The sequence below is a fragment of the Paenibacillus sp. 1182 genome (assembly GCF_017833915.1).
GTDB classification, from domain to species: domain Bacteria; phylum Bacillota; class Bacilli; order Paenibacillales; family Paenibacillaceae; genus Paenibacillus; species Paenibacillus polymyxa_D.
Genome location: NZ_JAFICR010000023.1, coordinates 1 through 18,137, shown reverse-complemented (window position 1 = coordinate 18,137; position 18,137 = coordinate 1). Strand labels below are relative to the sequence as shown.

Sequence of the window (18,137 nt, the reverse complement as noted above, 5' to 3'; positions counted from 1 at the left end):
GCCGATGGGAGGCTTATCCGTTAAACACATCAGAGCGTGGTGTCTGACGCTGGCTCTGATCGCGCTTCTTTTCTTGATTGTGATGCCGTTGCTGCAAATCTTTATCCAAAGTGTGTATGTTGATGAAGAATTTCAGTGGGATGCACCTTTTCGAACGTTAGCTGCTTCACCATTTGCGGGAGTGCTATTCAGCTCGATTTGGCTAGGTATCTGTGTGATTGCAGGAACAACGGTACTTGCACTTCCGCTAGCCTGGATCATGTCCAACACTCGTCTTGCGCACTGGCGCTGGTTGGATGTCGTGCTGCTAATTCCGTTTATGACCCCGCCCTATATCGGGTCCATGGGCTGGATTCTGTTTATGCAAAAAAACGGATATCTGGAGCAGTTGTTCCCGGACCTGTATTTCTTAACGCCATCCTTCTTTAGCCTTGGTGGCATGGTGATGATCATGAGCCTACATCTATTTCCATTCCTGTACCTGCTGCTGCGCGGGGCGCTGGTGAGGATTGGCGGGAGTCTGGAGGAGGCGGGTGCCGTAATGGGCGGCGGCTTTCTGTACAGATTCCGTCGAATCATTTTACCGCTGCTGCTTTCAACTTACGGAATGGGCGCGCTGCTCATTTTCGTTAAAACGATTGCCGAGTTTGGCACCCCCGCTACCTTTGGGCGACGTATCGGGTATGAGGTCATGACTTCAGAAATCCACAAATACATTTCTAGCTGGCCCATAGATTTTAGCAAAGCGACCTCGATGGCCTCGGTGCTGTTAACCGCCTGCCTGCTCATGTGGTATGCGCAGTCGGTGATCAACCGGAAGTTTACGTATAGGCTGGTAGGTGGTAAAGGTTCGCGTCCGTCCCGTCTTCGTATATCCGGTTGGACTACGGGGCTGAGTGTTGCATTCATTCTATTGTTGCTCATTGCGTCCATTGGCATTCCTTATTTTTCAATTCTTTCAGCCTCGACGATGAAGCTGAGGGGAATGGGACTTGCCTGGGATAATTTGACGCTCGACTCTTACAAGGAACTGCTGTCTTGGGGATCAGAGAGTATGGAGGCGCTCCTGAACAGCGTATTTCTCTCTTTGGGCGCATCGACGCTTGCTGTGGTGCTGGGCACTTGGTTTGCACTTGTCATTGGCGGCTCACGCACAAGAATCCAACGGACGGTTGATGCATTTAGTTTGCTTCCGAATACGGTGCCGGGAATTGTTATGGTGGTGGGCCTGATTTTGTGGTGGAACTCACCATGGATGCCGATCCCGTTGTATAACACATACGGTATGGTCATTCTGACGTATGTTATCTTGTTTGTTCCTTATACGGTGCAGTATGTCAAAAGCGCCTTTACACAGGTGGACGCTGGCCTTTTTCAGGCGGGGCAGGTATTTGGCGGGCGACCGTCTTATATATTCCGCCGGATTGTACTGCCGCTGATTGTACCGGGAATGCTCGCTGGTTGGATGATGACATTTACCATTGCTTCACGCGAATTGGTAGGATCATTACTGATTTTGCCACCATCCGTTCAGACGTCAGCAACCTACATATTTGCACAATTTGAACAGGGACAGGTGTCGCTTGGGATGGCGATGGCTGTCATATCGGTCGGAATGACCACGTTGCTACTGATCTTAATGGAAAGCTTAAACTCGCGAAGAAAGTGGAAATAATCATGACCAAGCTTAGGATTTGGGGAGGGGCGGGCGAACATGGCCGTTCCTGCTATGTTTTTGAAGGAAAACAGCATCGCGTCATGCTGGATTGTGGCGTGAAAAAGGAAGGAACCGGACAATACCCGGTTTTCCCACCGCAGGAGGCGGAGAGACTGACCACTGTATTGCTGTCTCATGCACATGAGGATCATTCCATGGCACTCCCCCTACTGTACAAGTATGGATACCAGGGGGAGGTCTGGACGACCAAGGCCACTGCTGAGCAGTTAGGCTCCTATTTTCGCTCCTGGCATACTTATGTTGAATCAAGAGGAGCAGAACTGCCATACGACGAACAGAACATCCAATCCATTGCTTATCGCTATCTCGAAGATGAGGCGCCAGCAGGAGAGTGGGTTGAGGCTTGTCCGGGTATGAGAATTATGTGGGGACGCAGTGGACATTTGGCTGGTGCAGTATGGTATGTGGTAGAAATGGAAGGGAAGCGGTTGTTTTTTTCTGGAGATTACAGCCGCGAATCTGAGCTTCTTGCAGCCGATGCGCCAGACTTGGGTGTTGGGGAGGGGCCGCATGACCTGCCTGAATGGAAGTCAGAGCCCAATCTAGCGGACATATCCATTATGGACAATGCGTATGGCATGGATATAGACCCGCAGCCTGTTAAGCTGGAGCGGCTGAGGGTCGAGATGGAGCGGATACTATGGTCTGGTGGCCATGTGTTGTTGCCGGTGCCTGCCTTTGGCAGAGGACAGGACATGATCGTATGGGCTAGTGAGCAATTCCCTGAACAGGCAATGATTGTAGAGCACGACATATGGCAGGGATTGAAACAGTTAAACCGCTGGAAAGAATGGCTGCGTCCGGAAGCTCTAGCGCGAATAAAACATGTGCTAAACAGTGACAGGGTCTTCGTGCCTCGTGATGCTGCGGAACGAGTGAGTCTGCTGGAACAGAACCCAACGGCTATTATCATAACAAGAGACGGCATGATGGATTCCCCACAGGCGCGCTGGTACTATCAGTATCTATCGGATAACCGCAACATGGGGGAGGGTAATGATAGCGGAGAAAGAATCAGCAACAGTGTTATATTGACCGGGCATGCTCCACATGGTTCTTTTGGCAAATATCTGTTGGAACGTGTGGATCAAAATAACAGCTGTGTAGCTCGGCATTTGATTTATAAGGTGCATCAGGGATTATCAGATGTGCGGCAAATGCTGAAGGAGCTGCCTAGCAAACAGGTTGTACTCGTTCATGCGCCGAAGCTGCAGACTGACCTGGTACGAGATGAGTTGATAAGAGAAGAAAATAGTGGATGTGAAGGTCCTTCCAGAAAAGTTCACTCTCTGGAGCCAGGCGATACACTAGAGGTTTAGCATCACATCATCATTCACTTTGTGCCCTCCTGCATCAACCGGAAGGCATCGACTTCGCCAAGTTTGGTCGAGATAGAGCTACGTCCAGCGCTTTTGCGCAGGCGTAGTGGTGTGGCGGTACGCTTAAGCAACGCCTTGATTTCTCCAGGCCCCAGTTCCGGCCTCAGTGAAAGGAGAAGTGCGATGCTTCCGGTCACATGGGAAGTAGCCATAGAGGTACCACTCATTTCGTGATGCTTGCCATGGATCCAGGAGGATGTGATCTTTTCGCCAGGTGCGTACACGTCTACAAATTGCCCTCGGTTGCTGAAAGGTGCAATGCGTCTGTATTTGTCAGTAGCCCCCACTGAGATCGTCTGGGAATAGCGGGCGGGGTAGTCAATACTTCGGCGCTTGCCCTCGTTTCCTGAGGACGCTACAACGACGATGCCGTTATGATATGCCTTATTCACCATATCAAGTAATGCCTTGCTGCGCGACTTCATACCAAAGCTCATATTGATGATATCGACACGATTTAATACACACCAGTCGATACCAAGAATGATATCGGAGACGTAGGCGGCTCCATTATGATCAAATGCTTTTACGGGATGAATTAAAGCTCGTGGTGCTACGCCCACCATACCTTCGTCATAGTTGGACGCCGCGATAGTTCCAGCAATATGAGTACCATGGCCATTATCGTCATAGGGTAGCATGGTTCGGTTAAGCAAATTAATACCTCTGGCGAGAGAATGGCGAAGATCAGGATGTTGAAAATCCGCTCCTGTGTCGATCACACCGATTCTGACCCGATTCCCTGTCGAGGAAGGCCAAGCCTTGTATGCACGTACCTGTTTGACTCCCCATGGCATGGAAAGGTTCTTCTCTGCTTTTGGTATATGAGCAGTTTCAGCGTGAACCTTCATGCGGGTATCTTCTTCAACGGTAACACCGTTGTGATATTTGCCCAGCCTGTCTCCCCCTGAAAGCGGAGCGATTAAAGCACGGATTAGTCTGGCCGGTTGTACTTGCCGTAATCCCGCAAGCTCGGGTTTCAGCTTCCTGAGATAGGACAGGCATTCCCGGTATTGGTGAGGCTTATCGAACGTGATAATCTGTTTGTTCCGTCCACTGCCGGACGGCTCCGAAATACCCTCATGCAAACGCTGCAAAAAATCCGGATAGTCCATTTGAGACGGTCCCCCTCCGATGAGCCATGCTGAGGTATAGTATGAGCAAGCGTCAGCTGCGGCATGGGAAACCTGCCCCTTTTTTAAGTAAATAGGCCTGCTTGTCGTGTCAAAGTGGATGTGGACACATACGATACATGGAGGGCATAAGCTCTTGTGCAACAACTTTGGGGGGTTCTCCCGAAGCGGGTACAGTCGAAGACGGGGGGGACCCCGTCTTTTTACGTGTGCCGTCTTGTTTAGGGGGATATTCCTGGAAATTATGACGATACCCATCTTTAACTTGCAATTTGCTTCCAAATAGGTTTTACTTAGTTTTGATAATGGATATGTTAGTATTGCATGTATCGTGTATGCTCTGAAACATGTTCTTGTGAATTACGTGTGAGAGGAAGTGTCCCTAGGTGAGTACCCCACTCAACTTGAAGATTGACCCGGAGAAAGTCCACGAGACTCCAATGGTGGACTTGGCATTTATGGTATTGAAAGCAGCCAATACTCCATATTATTACCGTGACCTGATGAAGGAAGTCGCCAAATTGCGCGGCTTGTCTGACGAAGAAATTAATGACGTTATTGCTCAGCTATATACTGAAATCAACATTGACGGGCGTTTTGCCTGTGTCGGTACGAATCTGTGGGGCTTGAAACGTTGGTATCCGGTAGATAAATCCGAAGATGCCCTGACAGGCGCCAAGCGTCCTCGTATTATTAACGACGAAGACGATGACGACGAAGATGACTATCATGAAGAAGAAACATACAACTCTGATGACGACTTCGATGCAGATAGCGAAGACGAGGACGGCGAAGACGAGCTGTTCGACGGAGAAGATGATGATGATAGTGATGAAGACGTGGTTATAGACGACGAGGACCTCAGTGATGAGGAAGATTCAGAAGATGAAAATGACGATGAGTCGACGGAAGACGACGATTCACTTCGTTAGGAACAGGCTGCAAGGGGAGATGCGTTCTCCCCTTTTTCATGACCGTTTTATTGAAAACCTCTTCTGATTTAAAGCTTTCAGGTGGATTCTCTCCAATCTGGTTCAATGGACAAATTAACACATATAACTTCCTTGACAGCGGATTGGACACGGGGTAAACTATTGCTTGGGCTTATGATTGATTCACTTATATGTTTGCTTTTTTTATAAAAGTGCCCCGTACTACGGGAGTGCTTTTTTGTTTTTTATAGGGGTGTTTTCACTCATGAAAGAAGGCTAAGGGCGGCGGACATGGAAAATGATTCCGCTGCCTTCTTCATGGATGATAATCCGTGCAAACGGGTTACGATAACATCATAATGTCGCCTGAATTTTGCATCTTATCTAGGAGGGTTTTGAACAGTGACAAAGTATATTTTTGTGACAGGCGGGGTTGTGTCTTCCTTGGGCAAAGGGATTACGGCAGCTTCACTGGGGAGGCTTTTGAAGAACAGGGGACTGAAGGTAACGATTCAAAAATTTGACCCTTACCTGAATGTCGATCCGGGTACGATGAGTCCTTACCAGCACGGTGAAGTGTTTGTAACGGATGATGGTGCGGAAACGGACCTTGACTTGGGACACTATGAGCGCTTTATTGATATTAATCTGTCCAAGAACAGCAATGTCACAACAGGCAAGGTATATTCCAGCGTAATCAGCAAAGAGCGTCGCGGAGAATATCTGGGCGGTACGGTGCAGGTTATCCCTCATATTACGAACGAAATCAAGGAGCGCGTGTACCGTGCAGGCCGTGAAGCGGGTTCGGACGTAATTATTACAGAAATCGGCGGTACTGTGGGCGATATTGAGAGCTTGCCATTTTTGGAAGCTATTCGTCAGCTCAAAAGCGAAGTTGGGCGCGAAAATGTGATGTATATTCACGTAACGCTCATTCCTTATATTAAAGCTGCTGGTGAGGTTAAAACCAAGCCAACCCAGCACAGTGTAAAAGAACTGCGCAGCATCGGCATCCAACCGAATGTCATTGTTTGCCGTACAGAGCATGAACTGTCCTCCGATATGAAGGCTAAAATTGCATTGTTCTGCGATATTGATGCGAATGCAGTGGTAGAATGCCGCGATGCTTCAACCCTCTACGAGGTTCCGTTGAACCTACGTGAAGAAGGCTTGGACGAAATCGTAGTTAACCATCTCAAGCTGACAACACCTGCACCAGATATGACCGAATGGGAAGGGTTAGTTGATCGAATCAGCAAGCTGGATAAAACGGTTGAAATTGCTATTGTTGGTAAATATGTTGCATTACATGATGCTTATTTAAGTGTGGTTGAATCACTTTCGCACGCTGGATTTGATGCGAATGCAGACGTAAAAATCCGTTGGGTGAACGCTGAAGAAGTGACGGACGAGAACGTAGCTGACATGCTGGGCGGCATTGGCGGCATTCTCGTACCAGGTGGCTTCGGCGATCGCGGAATTGAAGGCAAAATTAGTACTATCCGTTATGCACGGGAGCAAAAAATTCCGTTCTTCGGTATTTGTCTGGGTATGCAGGTATCTGTCATTGAGGTTGCACGTTCCCTGGCTGGTCTCGAAGGAGCCAACAGCTCGGAAATTAACCCGGCAACGGATTATCCTGTCATTGACTTGCTTCCCGACCAAAAAGACATCGAAGATCTGGGCGGTACGATGCGTCTTGGCTTGTATCCATGCAAACTGGTGGAAGGCTCCCTGGCTTCTGTTTGCTACAACGACGAGCTGGTGTACGAAAGACACCGTCATCGGTACGAATTCAATAACGAATATCGTGAAGTTATTGAAAAAGCGGGTCTTCGTATTTCCGGTACTTCACCGGATGGGCGCTTGGTGGAAATCGTGGAGCTTCCTGAGCATCCGTGGTTCCTGGCGGTACAATTCCACCCGGAATTTACTTCCCGTCCGAATCGTCCGCAGCCTTTGTTCCGTGAATTTGTAAAGGCAGCATTGCAGCTTCAAGGTTAATGCTACGGCTTGAAAGACCTCCTACGGGAGGTCTTTTTTTATCCCATGCTTCCTGATTATGAAAGAATATTCCACAATTATGTATTAGAGAAGGATTTTCTTTTTGCAGGAGCGAATATAGTTTTAGGTATGGGACGGATATTGTACGTCATCGGACGCTGTTATGGCAATAGCTGCATGATCCTCGTTTTAAGATCTTAGGAGGTTAAAACATTGGAAAAGAAGAAAGTATTAATCGTCGATGACCAGAATGGAATACGGATTTTACTGATGGAAGTGTTCGGAAGTGAGGGTTATGAGACCTTTCAGGCGGCGAACGGGAAAATTGCACTTGAAATTGTTGAGAAGGAACCACCTGATCTGGTTCTGCTCGATATGAAAATTCCAGGTATGGACGGACTCGAAATTCTGAAACATCTAAAAACCATGAATCCCGATATCAAGGTTATTATGATGACAGCATATGGAGAACTGGACATGATTAAAGAGGCGACGGAGCTAGGTGCGCTAATGCATTTTACCAAGCCCTTTGATATTGACGAAATGCGGATTGCTGTGAACAAACAACTCAGAGGTGACTAGGTGAGTCACGGTGGTTGAGAACTCTGTTAACACAACAGGGTTTTTTGTTTGTGATTATGGGAAATACTGAAAGTAAATCCTCTCCTTATACAATTCTATCGAAAAACGGCGTCCTGAGCGTGATTTTTGTATGTGTTGATATGCAAAAGCTTGTTTAGTATTTAACATGGGTTGTGGTATAATAAGCCCGTATGTGATGTCGGCTAAAAATATAGACAAACCCAAACACCTTTAGGAGGACTGTAACCATGCCATTGGTATCTATGAAAGACATGTTGAACAAAGCACTCGAAGGAAAATACGCAGTAGGTCAATACAACATTAATAACCTGGAGTGGACTCAAGCTATTTTGGGCGCTGCTGAAGAAGAAAAATCCCCAGTAATCCTGGGTGTTTCTGAAGGCGCAGCACGTCACATGGGTGGATTCTACACTGTAGTTAAAATGGTAGAAGGTCTTATTCATGACATGAAAATCACCGTTCCGGTTGCGATCCATTTGGACCACGGTTCCAGCTTTGAAAAATGTAAAGAAGCTATCGACGCTGGTTTCACATCCGTTATGATTGACGATTCCCACAGCCCAATCGACACAAACATTGCTACAACGAAAAAAGTGGTTGAATATGCTCATTCCAAAGGCGTTTCTGTTGAAGCTGAAGTTGGAATGGTTGGCGGTCAAGAGGATGATGTTGTCGGCGACGTAATGTACGCTAAGTTGGACGACTGTCTGCGTATCGTTAACGAAACAGGTATCGATACACTGGCACCTGCACTGGGTTCCGTACACGGACCATACAAAGGCGAGCCAAACCTCGGATTCAAAGAAATGGAAGAGATCTGCAATGCAATCAAACTTCCACTCGTTCTGCACGGTGGTACTGGCATCCCAACACATGACATTAAAAAAGCAATCTCCTTGGGAACTTCCAAAATCAATGTAAACACTGAGAACCAAATCGTATTTGCGAAAGTGGTTCGTGAAGTGCTTGCTGAGAAACCGGATGCTTATGACCCACGTACATTCATCGCTCCAGGTCGTGAAGCGATTAAACAAACCGTTATCGGTAAAATTCGTGAGTTCGGTTCCAACAACAAAGCGTAATAATAAGTTAAACTGGTCGTGCGTCTGCACAGGCTAGATGTATTTCTTAGTTGTAGCTGTAGTTCTGCTGCACAAAATACTTAAATCTGTACAGTTGAATAGTTTGGTATGGAAAGCACACCGCTTAGCCGGTGTCTTTCCATTTTCACCACTAAAAAAGTTAAAAATTTTGATTCGAGATTATTGTTTGACCGACTGCAAAACACGTAGGGGGACCCTCAAGCTTATGGAAAAATTGATGATCACCGGTGGACGGCCGCTTCAGGGTACAGTTTCCATCAGCGGTGCCAAAAACAGTGCCATCGCCTTGATTCCCGCAGCCATTCTGGCAGAGTCGGAAGTCATTTTGGACAATTTGCCACTGTTAAGTGATGTGGCGGTGTATTCCGAGATACTGGAGGAACTTGGTGCAACGGTTGCCTGGGAAGGTAGCCAGATGAAAATAGATCCATCCTCTATTAAATCCATTCCTATGCCGAATGGGCCTGTTAAGAAATTACGAGCCTCTTATTATATGATGGGAGCCATGCTGGGCAGATTCAAGGAAGCGATCATCGGTTTGCCAGGAGGGTGCAATTTCGAACCCCGGCCCATTGATCAGCATATCAAAGGTTTTGAAGCGCTGGGTGCCACGGTTACGAACGAGCACGGCGCTATTCATTTGCACGCCAAAGAACTGCGCGGAACCAAGATTTACTTGGATGTTAGCAGCGTAGGCGCTACCATTAATATTATGCTGGCGGCAGCACGTGCCAAAGGCGCCACAATTATCGAAAATGCGGCTAAAGAGCCTGAGATTATAGATGTAGCAACCCTTTTAAACTCTATGGGGGCCATTATTAAAGGCGCCGGTACGGAGACGATTCGAATTGAAGGTGTGTCGGAGCTACATGGCTGCCGTCATTCCATCATACCTGACCGTATACAAGCGGGCACATACATGATTGCTGCTGCGGCAACCCGTGGAAATGTATTGATTGACAACGTAATCCCCAAACATATGGAGGCTCTCACTGCAAAAATGCAGGAAATGGGCATCGGTATCGAGGAATATGATGAAAGTATTCGCGTACTGGGTGCACCTTCTTATGAACATGTCGACGTTAAAGCCTTGATATACCCCGGATTCGCCACAGATTTACAATCTCCCATGACCAGCTTGCTTACCCAAGCGCAGGGTGTCAGTGTATTGAGCGATTTTGTGTACAGCAGTCGTTTTAAGCACGTCCCTGAGCTGGTGCGTATGGGGGCTAAAATTCGCGTAGAGGGTCGGTCTGCCATTATAGAGGGTGGTCGATTGAATGCAGCTAAAGTAAAAGCGGCAGATCTGCGCGCCGGAGCGGCCCTTGTCATTGCTGGACTTACAGTAAGCGAAGGCGTAACCGAGGTGACGGGTGTCGAGTACATTGACCGTGGTTATGATCACCTTGTCTCTAACCTGCGTCTTTTGGGCGCGGATGTATGGCGGCAGACTGAATAATTAAGCCGTGCAATTTTTTCGAACTCCCGGAACGAAAGCGATAGAACGGGCAACACCTGTGCAGCCGCTGCTTGATAAAAGATTGTGGTTCATACCTAACAATCAATTATCGGAAAACCGGAATAATTCGGTATAATCCAGGCAGATGGCTGCATAACTTTATTTGTTTTGGTTAAAATTATGTTAATGGTGTTTATGATATCATTGTCTATCATTTAGATGTATGAATGGACTTAATAATTGAATAGGTGGTTATTATATGGATCTGCAAATTTCCGATCTGGAAGAAATGAAGCTGACCGACCTGTACAAGCTGGCCAAGCAATACCAGATCCCGTACTACGGAACGCTCAAGAAGAAAGAACTAATTTTCGCTATCCTGCGTGCACAAGCTGAGAAGAGCGGATTGATGTTTATGCAAGGGGTTCTGGAAATCCTTCCTGAAGGTTACGGCTTTCTGAGGCCGATCAATTATCTCCCGAGTACCGAAGATATTTACATCTCTGCTTCACAAATCCGCAAGTTTGACTTGAGAACAGGCGATCTTGTTTCCGGTAAGTGCCGAACGCCAAAAGAGAATGAACGATATTTTGGATTGCTTCAAGTTAACGCCGTCAATGGAAGAAGTCCTGAGCAAGCTGCTGAGCGGCTACACTTTCCTGCACTGACTCCACTGTATCCGCAAACCAAATTAGTCCTTGAAACTTCCCCCAACCATTTGTCTACGAGAATTATGGATGTACTGGCCCCTGTCGGACTTGGACAGCGCGGACTCATTGTAGCACCTCCCAAAGCTGGGAAGACGCTTCTCCTCAAAGAAATTGCCAATAGCATTTCTACCAACAATCCCGAGATCGAGCTTTTTGTCTTGTTGATTGATGAACGCCCTGAAGAAGTGACCGACATGCAGCGTTCTGTTAAAGGTGAAGTTGTGGCCTCTACATTTGACGAACTTCCTGAAAATCACATCAAAGTGGCAGAACTCGTGTTGGAGCGTGCGCTACGTCTCGTAGAACATAAAAAGGATGTTGTCATCCTGTTGGATAGCATCACGCGTTTGGCTCGTGCGTACAATCTCGTTATTCCTCCTTCTGGTCGTACTTTGAGTGGGGGTATTGATCCGGCGGCATTTCACCGTCCAAAACGCTTTTTTGGTGCGGCTCGGAATGTGGAGGAAGGCGGTAGCTTGACGATTCTTGCTACAGCGCTGATTGATACAGGATCACGCATGGACGATATCATTTATGAAGAGTTTAAAGGTACAGGCAACATGGAGTTGCATTTGGACCGCAAGCTGGCAGAACGTCGTATCTTCCCTGCGATTGATATTCGTCGTTCCGGCACACGCCGTGAGGAAGTGTTGTTGAACAAGGAAGAATTGGATACGATCTGGGCCATTCGTAAAAATATGACGGAAAGCCATGATTTTGTGGAAGGCTTCCTCAAAAAGCTGCGTAATAGCAAGACTAATGCTGAATTTCTGGCTTCGTTTGATTTGGCGGCACCTTCTTCTGGTGGCTCGCAAAGCAGTTCTGGTGGGCAACAACGGAGAACTACGCGTTCTACCACAGCCTCAGTCCCGGCCTCAACCAACTAAAACCCATTCATGTATTTTATCTGTTCCGTAAGTACACAGTCGTTATCATTCATTTTGTTAATGGCGTAGGCTTAACGGAGCGAAAGGAGCTCCAAAATGTATTTGGTGTATGCCGACGAAAAAGGCAATGTATATGATCATGCTTCTTTGTATGGGCTTGCACGTAGTGCAGACATGATTGTTGAAATCATGGAGGATGAGCTTATTCCGTTACCGGAAGGAGCTACATTGGTAAGCCTGCCCAGCACTCGCCCGGTCGGTATGAACCCTGAAACAGGGGAAATGGTTTCTCTTCCCGGAGATATGCAAGCAGTAGGGGCTTTATTGCCGCAAGGTTTTACACGCTTGTGCCTGCCGGGATATGTGAAGACCGATAAGGAGTACAAGCTTCCCTTGTTCGGTTATTCGGCCGTAGTCTGGAAAGACGGAGCATTTTATGTAACGGCTGAGCAGAGTGACAGTCCGTCCAAGTGGAATCCGGAAAACTGTGACCGCCATCAAGTTAAATTGGGTGTTCAGCGGATGACGGAGCAATATCCCGAAAATCGGCTGTACCAACATTTGTCTAACTGTGCGCTTGGCTACGAATGCCTTACTTCCTCGAACACATTCCTGAATCGCTGGGAGGGGGGAGTTCCGGTATCTTATTCTTGTAATGCGGGTTGCTTTGGGTGTATATCTGAACAGCCAGATGACAGTGGCTTCGTATCTCCGCAGACAAGAATGAACTTCCGTCCTCGCGTCGAAGAAATTGTAGAAGTTATGCTGGAACATTTGAAGACACCGGAATCCATCATTAGTTTTGGTCAAGGTTGCGAAGGTGAGCCTTCCACACAAGCCAAACTGATTATTGATTCGATCAAAGAGGTGCGTTCCATTACGGATATGGGATACATCAATATCAATACGAATGCGGGATTGAGCGATCATATCCGGGGAATCGTGGATGCGGGTCTTGATCTGATGCGCGTTAGTACCATTAGTGCACTGGATGATCATTACAATGCGTATTACAAGCCGCGCGGTTACACGTTGGCTAATGTGGAGAAATCACTTCGTTATGCTTCTGAGCAGGGTGTATATACGTCGATTAACTATTTGATTTTTCCGGGTGTAACTGACCGAGAGGAAGAAATTGAGGCAATGATTGAATTTGCCAAACGAACTAAGCTCAAGCTGATTCAAATGCGTAATTTGAACATCGATCCTGAAAGTTATCTGGAATTGATTCCACCTGCTCAAGGTGAGATCCTTGGCATGAAGCAAATGCTTGAGATTTATCGTGAGGAACTGCCGGATGTAGTCATCGGTTCATACACTCATGTACCGCCGCAAGGGCAGGCCCGTCCTAAATTTGCCAAGGCCTAAAACGGTCACACAGCAATTGAAATACACCTGTTTTGCGCTGTTTCTGAATGCAGAAAAGAGTTGTTGAAACGCTCATATTCAAGTGCTATAATGTGAACATGTGTTCATACAACTCTGGACTGATAGGACGTTCAGGGCGGAAAGAGGTGAAAGTTCAATGCAACAAGCTATTCAACCAACATTTAACGTAACTACTGTCACTTGTGCTTGCGGAAATTCGTTTGAAACTGGTTCTGTGAAAGGATCTCTGCGTGTGGAGATTTGCTCCGCCTGCCACCCGTTCTTCACAGGCAAGCAGAAATTTATTGATGCTGGTGGACGCGTGGATCGTTTCAAAAAGAAATACGGTATCTAATGGATTACCGCAAGTTATAAAGTTATTAGAGCCTTCTGCGACTGCAGAGGGCTCTTTTTGTAATAATGTGTATTTGCTTTTTATGCGGCCTTAAGATATACTTATTTTCACCGTGCTAGATGGGGAGGTAGCGGTGCCCTGTAACTCGCAATCCGCTATAGCGAGGTTGAATTCCTGTTAGAGGTGTTGTTGATGTGAGGCTGGTCCCTGCGCACAATGTTGACGGCTGGGTCCTCCGCAATGAGTACTTGTGAACCTGGTCAGGTCCGGAAGGAAGCAGCCATAAGCAGGCCCACTCTTGTGCCGGAGGGTTGCCTAGCCCGAGTTGCTGTTCAGGATTGCCGCTCGGATCACAACGATCAATAACAGGTGCACGGTATATATTGGTAATTAGAACATCTTGGCAATCATTGCGAAGATGTTTTTTTGTGTTTTATAAATTGGAAGGTGTCTGGTTTAGATTCGGACGGGAGTATAGTATAATGAAGTGACCATGAATGGTCATGAAAGTGAATGGGAAAGAGGGTAACGCGCATTGGAACATATAGCGTTGTACCGTGCTTGGCGGCCGCAGGCTTTCAAGGACATGGTAGGACAACAGCATATTATCCAGACATTGCAGAATGCCATCCGCGAAAATCGCACGTCCCATGCCTACCTGTTCAGCGGTCCACGAGGAACAGGTAAGACGAGTGCGGCCAAAATTTTGGCCAAGGCAATCAACTGTGAGCATGGACCTGCGCCGGAACCTTGCAACGAATGCGAAGCCTGTAAACGGATCACGGCCGGAGCGGTCATGGATGTACAGGAGATTGATGCAGCCTCCAACCGGGGCGTTGAAGAGATTCGTGATTTGCGCGATAAAGTCAAATATGCGCCCACAGAAGTGCGGCACAAGGTTTATATCATTGATGAAGTGCACATGCTGACGACGGAAGCGTTCAATGCGCTGCTCAAGACGCTGGAAGAGCCGCCGCCACACGTGATGTTCATATTGGCTACGACTGAACCACATCGGATTCCGGCTACCATTATTTCGCGTTGCCAGCGGTTTGACTTCCGCCGTGTATCGCTGGAAGAACAGACAGAGCGGCTTGATCTGATATGTCAACAGGAGAACATACAGGCTGATTCGGATGCACTGCAGTACATTGCGCGTCTTTCAGATGGCGGGATGCGAGATGCGGTTAGTGTTTTGGATCAGATATCCTCGTTTACAGATGGTCGGGTTACTTATCAGCAGGTGCTGGACATGACGGGAGGTATTGCGTCCGAGCAATTCGGTAAGCTTGCCTTAGCATTGCTGAAAGAAGATGTGGGCACGGTGCTCCAAATGATCGAGAGCTTTATGCAGGAAGGTAAAAGTGCAGATAAGTGCATGGAGAATCTTCTGTACTATTTCCGAGATCTGCTAATGATTAAGATGGTGCCTCAGGCGACCAAAATGACGGAGCGAGTGCTGGATCCAGAGCGATTTAAGGAAGTGGCAGATGCTTTTACCAAGGAGCAACTCTTTGCAATGATTGACACCCTTAATCGTTACCAGAGCGAGATGAAATATGCCGTACAGCCCCAAACCTTGTTTGAGGTAGCTCTATTGAAGCTATGTAGTATTCCGGGGGAAGCAGGTGCTGTTGCTCAGCCGACCGCACAACGCTCTGACGCTGCAGCTGACCAGGAAGATGTCGTAATGTTGAAGCGCCAGCTTGCTGAACTGGAAAAGAAACTGGAACGCGCGCTGCAAGGTGGATTGGCCGTGGGAGGGGGGCAGGAGGCATCGTCGGGTGGCCGTCAGGCTTCCGGGGGGCGTGCCCCTGCTCCGCGGATTTCAGCACCAGCCAAACTCCCTTCCCAGTTGGATCGCTATATCGCTGAGAAGTCGAGCGAAGCATTCGCGGCAGCGGGGCGTAAGTGGAGTCAGATTTTGCAAGGGGTAAAAGAGGCGAAAGTTACGGTTCATGCCTGGTTTATGGACGGTGAGCCAGTTTCTGTGTTAGAGGACAGTGTACTGGTCGCATTTAAGAACAATATTCATCGTGAAACTACCGAAAAGCCTGCCAATAAGCAGGTCATCGAGAAGGTATTGCATGAGCAGTTGGGTCATCCTTATCGTTTAGTAACGATGATGCAAAAGGATTGGAATGCTGCCATTGAAGGAGTTTCCGACCAGCCTGCCGAAGAATTGCAACTAGAGCCGGAGCATGATGCGCCGGGAAAGTCCAAGGAGCCCTGGATTGATGAAGCTATTCAACTTTTTGGGGAAGATTTGGTAGTTATTAAAGATTAAAGCAAGTGTCTAGATGTATACTTCATTAAAGGAGATGATTGAAATGAACAATATGAACCAAATGATGAAGCAAGTGAAAAAAATGCAGGAACAAATGCTGAAAGCCCAGGAGGAACTTGGCGGAAAAGTAATCGAAGGAACTTCTGGCGGCGGTGTTGTGACGGTGGAGGTAAATGGACATAAAAAAGTGTTGTCCATCACGATCAAACCGGAAGCTGTAGATCCTGATGATGTAGAAATGTTGCAAGATCTTGTGCTGACTGCAGTCAATGATGCTTTGTCCAAAGCAGATGAACTGGCTAATGATGATATGGGTAAATTTACAGGCGGCATGAAAATTCCGGGCTTGTTCTAGTCTGCTGCATAAAGGAGAAACACGCTATTGTATTATCCGGAGCCGATTGCAAAGCTAATTGACGCTTTTACGCGCCTGCCGGGAGTAGGGCCAAAGACGGCTGCCCGGTTGGCTTTTCACGTACTGAAAATGAAGGAAGATGATGTGATTGACTTTGCCAAAGCGCTGGTCAATGTGAAACGTAACCTTCACTTCTGTTCAGTCTGCGGCAACATTACGGACACAGACCCATGTCGGATCTGTCAGGATAAGACAAGGGATACTTCCGTCATTTGTGTTGTTCAGGATTCCAAGGATTTGGTGGCTATGGAGCGTACCAAAGAGTTTAATGGTTTTTACCATGTGCTTCACGGGGCGATATCTCCTATGGAGGGAATTGGTCCTGAGGATATCAAACTCAAGGAATTGCTGAACAGACTCAGTGATGAACGCGTCAAGGAGCTGATTTTAGCTACGAACCCGAACATTGAAGGAGAGGCCACGGCCATGTACATTTCTCGGTTAGTGCGTCCTTTTGAAATCAAGGTTACTCGTATTGCTCATGGATTGCCAGTGGGTGGAGATTTGGAGTATGCCGACGAGGTTACCTTGTCCAAAGCGTTGGAAGGCCGTAGAGAGCTCAATTAATAGGTGTATTTATACGTTATAAATAGGGAGTCTGAAATGTCCTTTGGCATTCTCGACTCACTTGGGGGAGCCGCTACGGCTCCTTTTTTATTTTGGCGATAGATGGCAGTATAGATCCGTTCCTAGTTCTAAGTTTGTCCTTTGTTCAATAAGTATGAATAAGGTAGTCTTGCAGACTGTGCACATAATTCAGCTTGTAAGGAGGATGAACGGATGTGGGAACGGATGAAACAAAATTTCCGTCGTCAGGAGAATGGCAAATCAGAAGCGGAGTATCGGCAGGAACTGTTTGCCCAGATTCGGGCTTCGCATGCGGAATGGTTAAGAGCGCATCGTTTATTTCATGAAGCTACGGGTAAAGATGAGATCGACTACGCTATATTTGTTCTAGAAGCTGCAGAACGTAAATATCAGATACATTTAAAAAGTGCGAAGCAGCAAGGCCTACATCGTTTCCATCTGCCCGCGGATGAACCTGGATATGTCAATGATACGGATCGTGTTCACAAACGGAGAGCTGAATGAAAGGGGCAGTCTGGCTTGTTTTAATTGCCTGTGTCGGGATGTTACTATTTCTAATCATAAAAAAACGTTTGGGTATCGGCTGGCTTGTAGTATTCGGGGCACATATGGGCCTGGCAGCCATCGCATTGTATGTTATCAATTATTCAGGGTGGATTACGCAGGTGTACATTCCGATTAATCCAGTGACAATGGGGGCGGTAACGATATTAGGTTTGCCTGGAATTGTTCTTTTACTGGGATTGAAAATAATATTATTCGGACAGGCCATATGAAAACTTAAATGTTATTGTTTCTAATTTTAATATATAGTTGACGGCGAATTCAAAAATGTGATACATTAGTTCTCGGCTCTTAAAGGCCGGGGATTTTTTGTGAGAACAACTTTTAAATGAAATTAAAATTAATTTTCAAAAAAAGTGTTGACTTAAATCTCGAATGTGTGTTATATTAATCAAGTCGCCGCTGAGATGCGGTGGTGAAACAAAGTAAGACATAATGTAGGTTTGATCTTTGAAAACTGAACAACGAGTGAGTAAAACGATTTTGTTCGCAAAATCAAACAAGAGATATTTTTATATCGTCAGTTTCAAAATGAGCTTATCGCTCTTTCTATAAACCAGCTTCGGTTGGTCTTTAATGGAGAGTTTGATCCTGGCTCAGGACGAACGCTGG

16 protein-coding genes and 1 other RNA gene are annotated in these 18,137 nt (G+C 47.0%); 16 read left to right on the top strand and 1 reads right to left on the bottom strand.

Annotation, left to right across the window (positions count from 1 at the left end; translation table 11 throughout):
* Positions 1 to 4 precede the first annotated feature (4 nt).
* Complete coding sequence (locus tag JOD82_RS28055; protein ID WP_209950345.1) at positions 5 to 1,675, top strand: ABC transporter permease; 1,671 nt, start codon at positions 5 to 7, stop codon at positions 1,673 to 1,675.
* Complete coding sequence (locus JOD82_RS28050; RefSeq protein ID WP_209950357.1) at positions 1,672 to 3,057, top strand: MBL fold metallo-hydrolase; 1,386 nt, start codon at positions 1,672 to 1,674, stop codon at positions 3,055 to 3,057. The genes JOD82_RS28055 and JOD82_RS28050 overlap by 4 nt, the downstream gene beginning before the upstream one ends.
* A 14-nt stretch (positions 3,058 to 3,071) precedes the next feature.
* Here the strand turns inward: JOD82_RS28050 and JOD82_RS28045 are convergent, their stop codons facing one another.
* A complete protein-coding gene (locus tag JOD82_RS28045) occupies positions 3,072 to 4,232 on the bottom strand; it encodes a S8 family peptidase (RefSeq protein ID WP_029514895.1) in 1,161 nt (386 codons plus the stop codon).
* 404 nt (positions 4,233 to 4,636) lie between these two features.
* Between JOD82_RS28045 and rpoE the strand changes: the two genes are divergently transcribed.
* The 14 genes from rpoE to JOD82_RS27975 all read left to right on the top strand — a co-directional run bounded on the left by rpoE (position 4,637) and on the right by JOD82_RS27975 (position 17,737).
* On the top strand, positions 4,637 to 5,182 hold the full coding sequence (rpoE, locus tag JOD82_RS28040) for a DNA-directed RNA polymerase subunit delta (RefSeq protein ID WP_029514893.1): 546 nt from the start codon (positions 4,637 to 4,639) through the stop codon (positions 5,180 to 5,182).
* A gap of 402 nt (positions 5,183 to 5,584) precedes the next feature.
* On the top strand, positions 5,585 to 7,186 hold the full coding sequence (locus JOD82_RS28035; protein WP_039275105.1) for a CTP synthase: 1,602 nt from the start codon (positions 5,585 to 5,587) through the stop codon (positions 7,184 to 7,186).
* 213 nt (positions 7,187 to 7,399) lie between these two features.
* On the top strand, positions 7,400 to 7,768 hold the full coding sequence (locus JOD82_RS28030; RefSeq protein WP_013308218.1) for a response regulator: 369 nt from the start codon (positions 7,400 to 7,402) through the stop codon (positions 7,766 to 7,768).
* Between the two features lie 248 nt (positions 7,769 to 8,016).
* A complete protein-coding gene (gene fba / locus JOD82_RS28025; protein ID WP_013308219.1) occupies positions 8,017 to 8,871 on the top strand; it encodes a class II fructose-1,6-bisphosphate aldolase in 855 nt (284 codons plus the stop codon).
* A 226-nt stretch (positions 8,872 to 9,097) separates the two neighbouring features.
* A complete protein-coding gene (locus tag JOD82_RS28020) occupies positions 9,098 to 10,351 on the top strand; it encodes a UDP-N-acetylglucosamine 1-carboxyvinyltransferase (protein ID WP_029514892.1) in 1,254 nt (417 codons plus the stop codon).
* 259 nt (positions 10,352 to 10,610) lie between these two features.
* Positions 10,611 to 11,948, top strand: a complete 1,338-nt coding sequence (gene rho / locus JOD82_RS28015) for a transcription termination factor Rho (protein WP_029514891.1) — start codon at positions 10,611 to 10,613, stop codon at positions 11,946 to 11,948.
* A 96-nt stretch (positions 11,949 to 12,044) separates the two neighbouring features.
* Complete coding sequence (locus JOD82_RS28010) at positions 12,045 to 13,316, top strand: radical SAM family protein (protein ID WP_103050206.1); 1,272 nt, start codon at positions 12,045 to 12,047, stop codon at positions 13,314 to 13,316.
* 157 nt (positions 13,317 to 13,473) lie between these two features.
* Positions 13,474 to 13,671, top strand: coding sequence for a 50S ribosomal protein L31 (rpmE, locus tag JOD82_RS28005; RefSeq protein WP_013308223.1), 198 nt, complete (start codon positions 13,474 to 13,476; stop codon positions 13,669 to 13,671).
* 110 nt (positions 13,672 to 13,781) lie between these two features.
* Positions 13,782 to 14,048: signal recognition particle sRNA large type (ffs, locus tag JOD82_RS28000), an RNA gene on the top strand.
* 158 nt (positions 14,049 to 14,206) lie between these two features.
* Positions 14,207 to 15,958, top strand: coding sequence for a DNA polymerase III subunit gamma/tau (dnaX, locus tag JOD82_RS27995; RefSeq protein ID WP_029514887.1), 1,752 nt, complete (start codon positions 14,207 to 14,209; stop codon positions 15,956 to 15,958).
* Between the two features lie 43 nt (positions 15,959 to 16,001).
* The gene (locus JOD82_RS27990; RefSeq protein WP_013308226.1) at positions 16,002 to 16,313 is read left to right on the top strand and encodes a YbaB/EbfC family nucleoid-associated protein; all 312 of its coding nucleotides are present in this window, start codon (positions 16,002 to 16,004) and stop codon (positions 16,311 to 16,313) included.
* A 27-nt stretch (positions 16,314 to 16,340) separates the two neighbouring features.
* On the top strand, positions 16,341 to 16,940 hold the full coding sequence (gene recR / locus JOD82_RS27985; protein WP_013308227.1) for a recombination mediator RecR: 600 nt from the start codon (positions 16,341 to 16,343) through the stop codon (positions 16,938 to 16,940).
* Positions 16,941 to 17,153: 213 nt separating this feature from the next.
* Positions 17,154 to 17,465 (top strand): DUF2508 family protein, encoded by a 312-nt coding sequence (locus tag JOD82_RS27980; RefSeq protein WP_029514885.1) that lies wholly within the window; start codon positions 17,154 to 17,156, stop codon positions 17,463 to 17,465.
* Positions 17,462 to 17,737, top strand: coding sequence for a pro-sigmaK processing inhibitor BofA family protein (locus tag JOD82_RS27975; RefSeq protein WP_029514883.1), 276 nt, complete (start codon positions 17,462 to 17,464; stop codon positions 17,735 to 17,737). The genes JOD82_RS27980 and JOD82_RS27975 overlap by 4 nt, the downstream gene beginning before the upstream one ends.
* The last annotated feature ends 400 nt before the right edge of the window (positions 17,738 to 18,137 follow it).

Bases quoted from the DNA above. Each gene is read 5' to 3' on its own strand.
- JOD82_RS27980 (WP_029514885.1), top strand. From the start codon at position 17,154: ATGTGGGAACGGATGAAACAAAATTTCCGTCGTCAGGAGAATGGCAAA.
- JOD82_RS27990 (WP_013308226.1), top strand. From the start codon at position 16,002: ATGAACAATATGAACCAAATGATGAAGCAAGTGAAAAAAATGCAGGAA.
- JOD82_RS27975 (WP_029514883.1), top strand. From the start codon at position 17,462: ATGAAAGGGGCAGTCTGGCTTGTTTTAATTGCCTGTGTCGGGATGTTA.
- fba (WP_013308219.1), top strand. From the start codon at position 8,017: ATGCCATTGGTATCTATGAAAGACATGTTGAACAAAGCACTCGAAGGA.
- rpmE (WP_013308223.1), top strand. From the start codon at position 13,474: ATGCAACAAGCTATTCAACCAACATTTAACGTAACTACTGTCACTTGT.
- JOD82_RS28010 (WP_103050206.1), top strand. From the start codon at position 12,045: ATGTATTTGGTGTATGCCGACGAAAAAGGCAATGTATATGATCATGCT.
- JOD82_RS28020 (WP_029514892.1), top strand. From the start codon at position 9,098: ATGGAAAAATTGATGATCACCGGTGGACGGCCGCTTCAGGGTACAGTT.
- JOD82_RS28045 (WP_029514895.1), bottom strand. From the start codon at position 4,232: ATGGACTATCCGGATTTTTTGCAGCGTTTGCATGAGGGTATTTCGGAG.
- JOD82_RS28055 (WP_209950345.1), top strand. From the start codon at position 5: ATGGGAGGCTTATCCGTTAAACACATCAGAGCGTGGTGTCTGACGCTG.
- rho (WP_029514891.1), top strand. From the start codon at position 10,611: ATGGATCTGCAAATTTCCGATCTGGAAGAAATGAAGCTGACCGACCTG.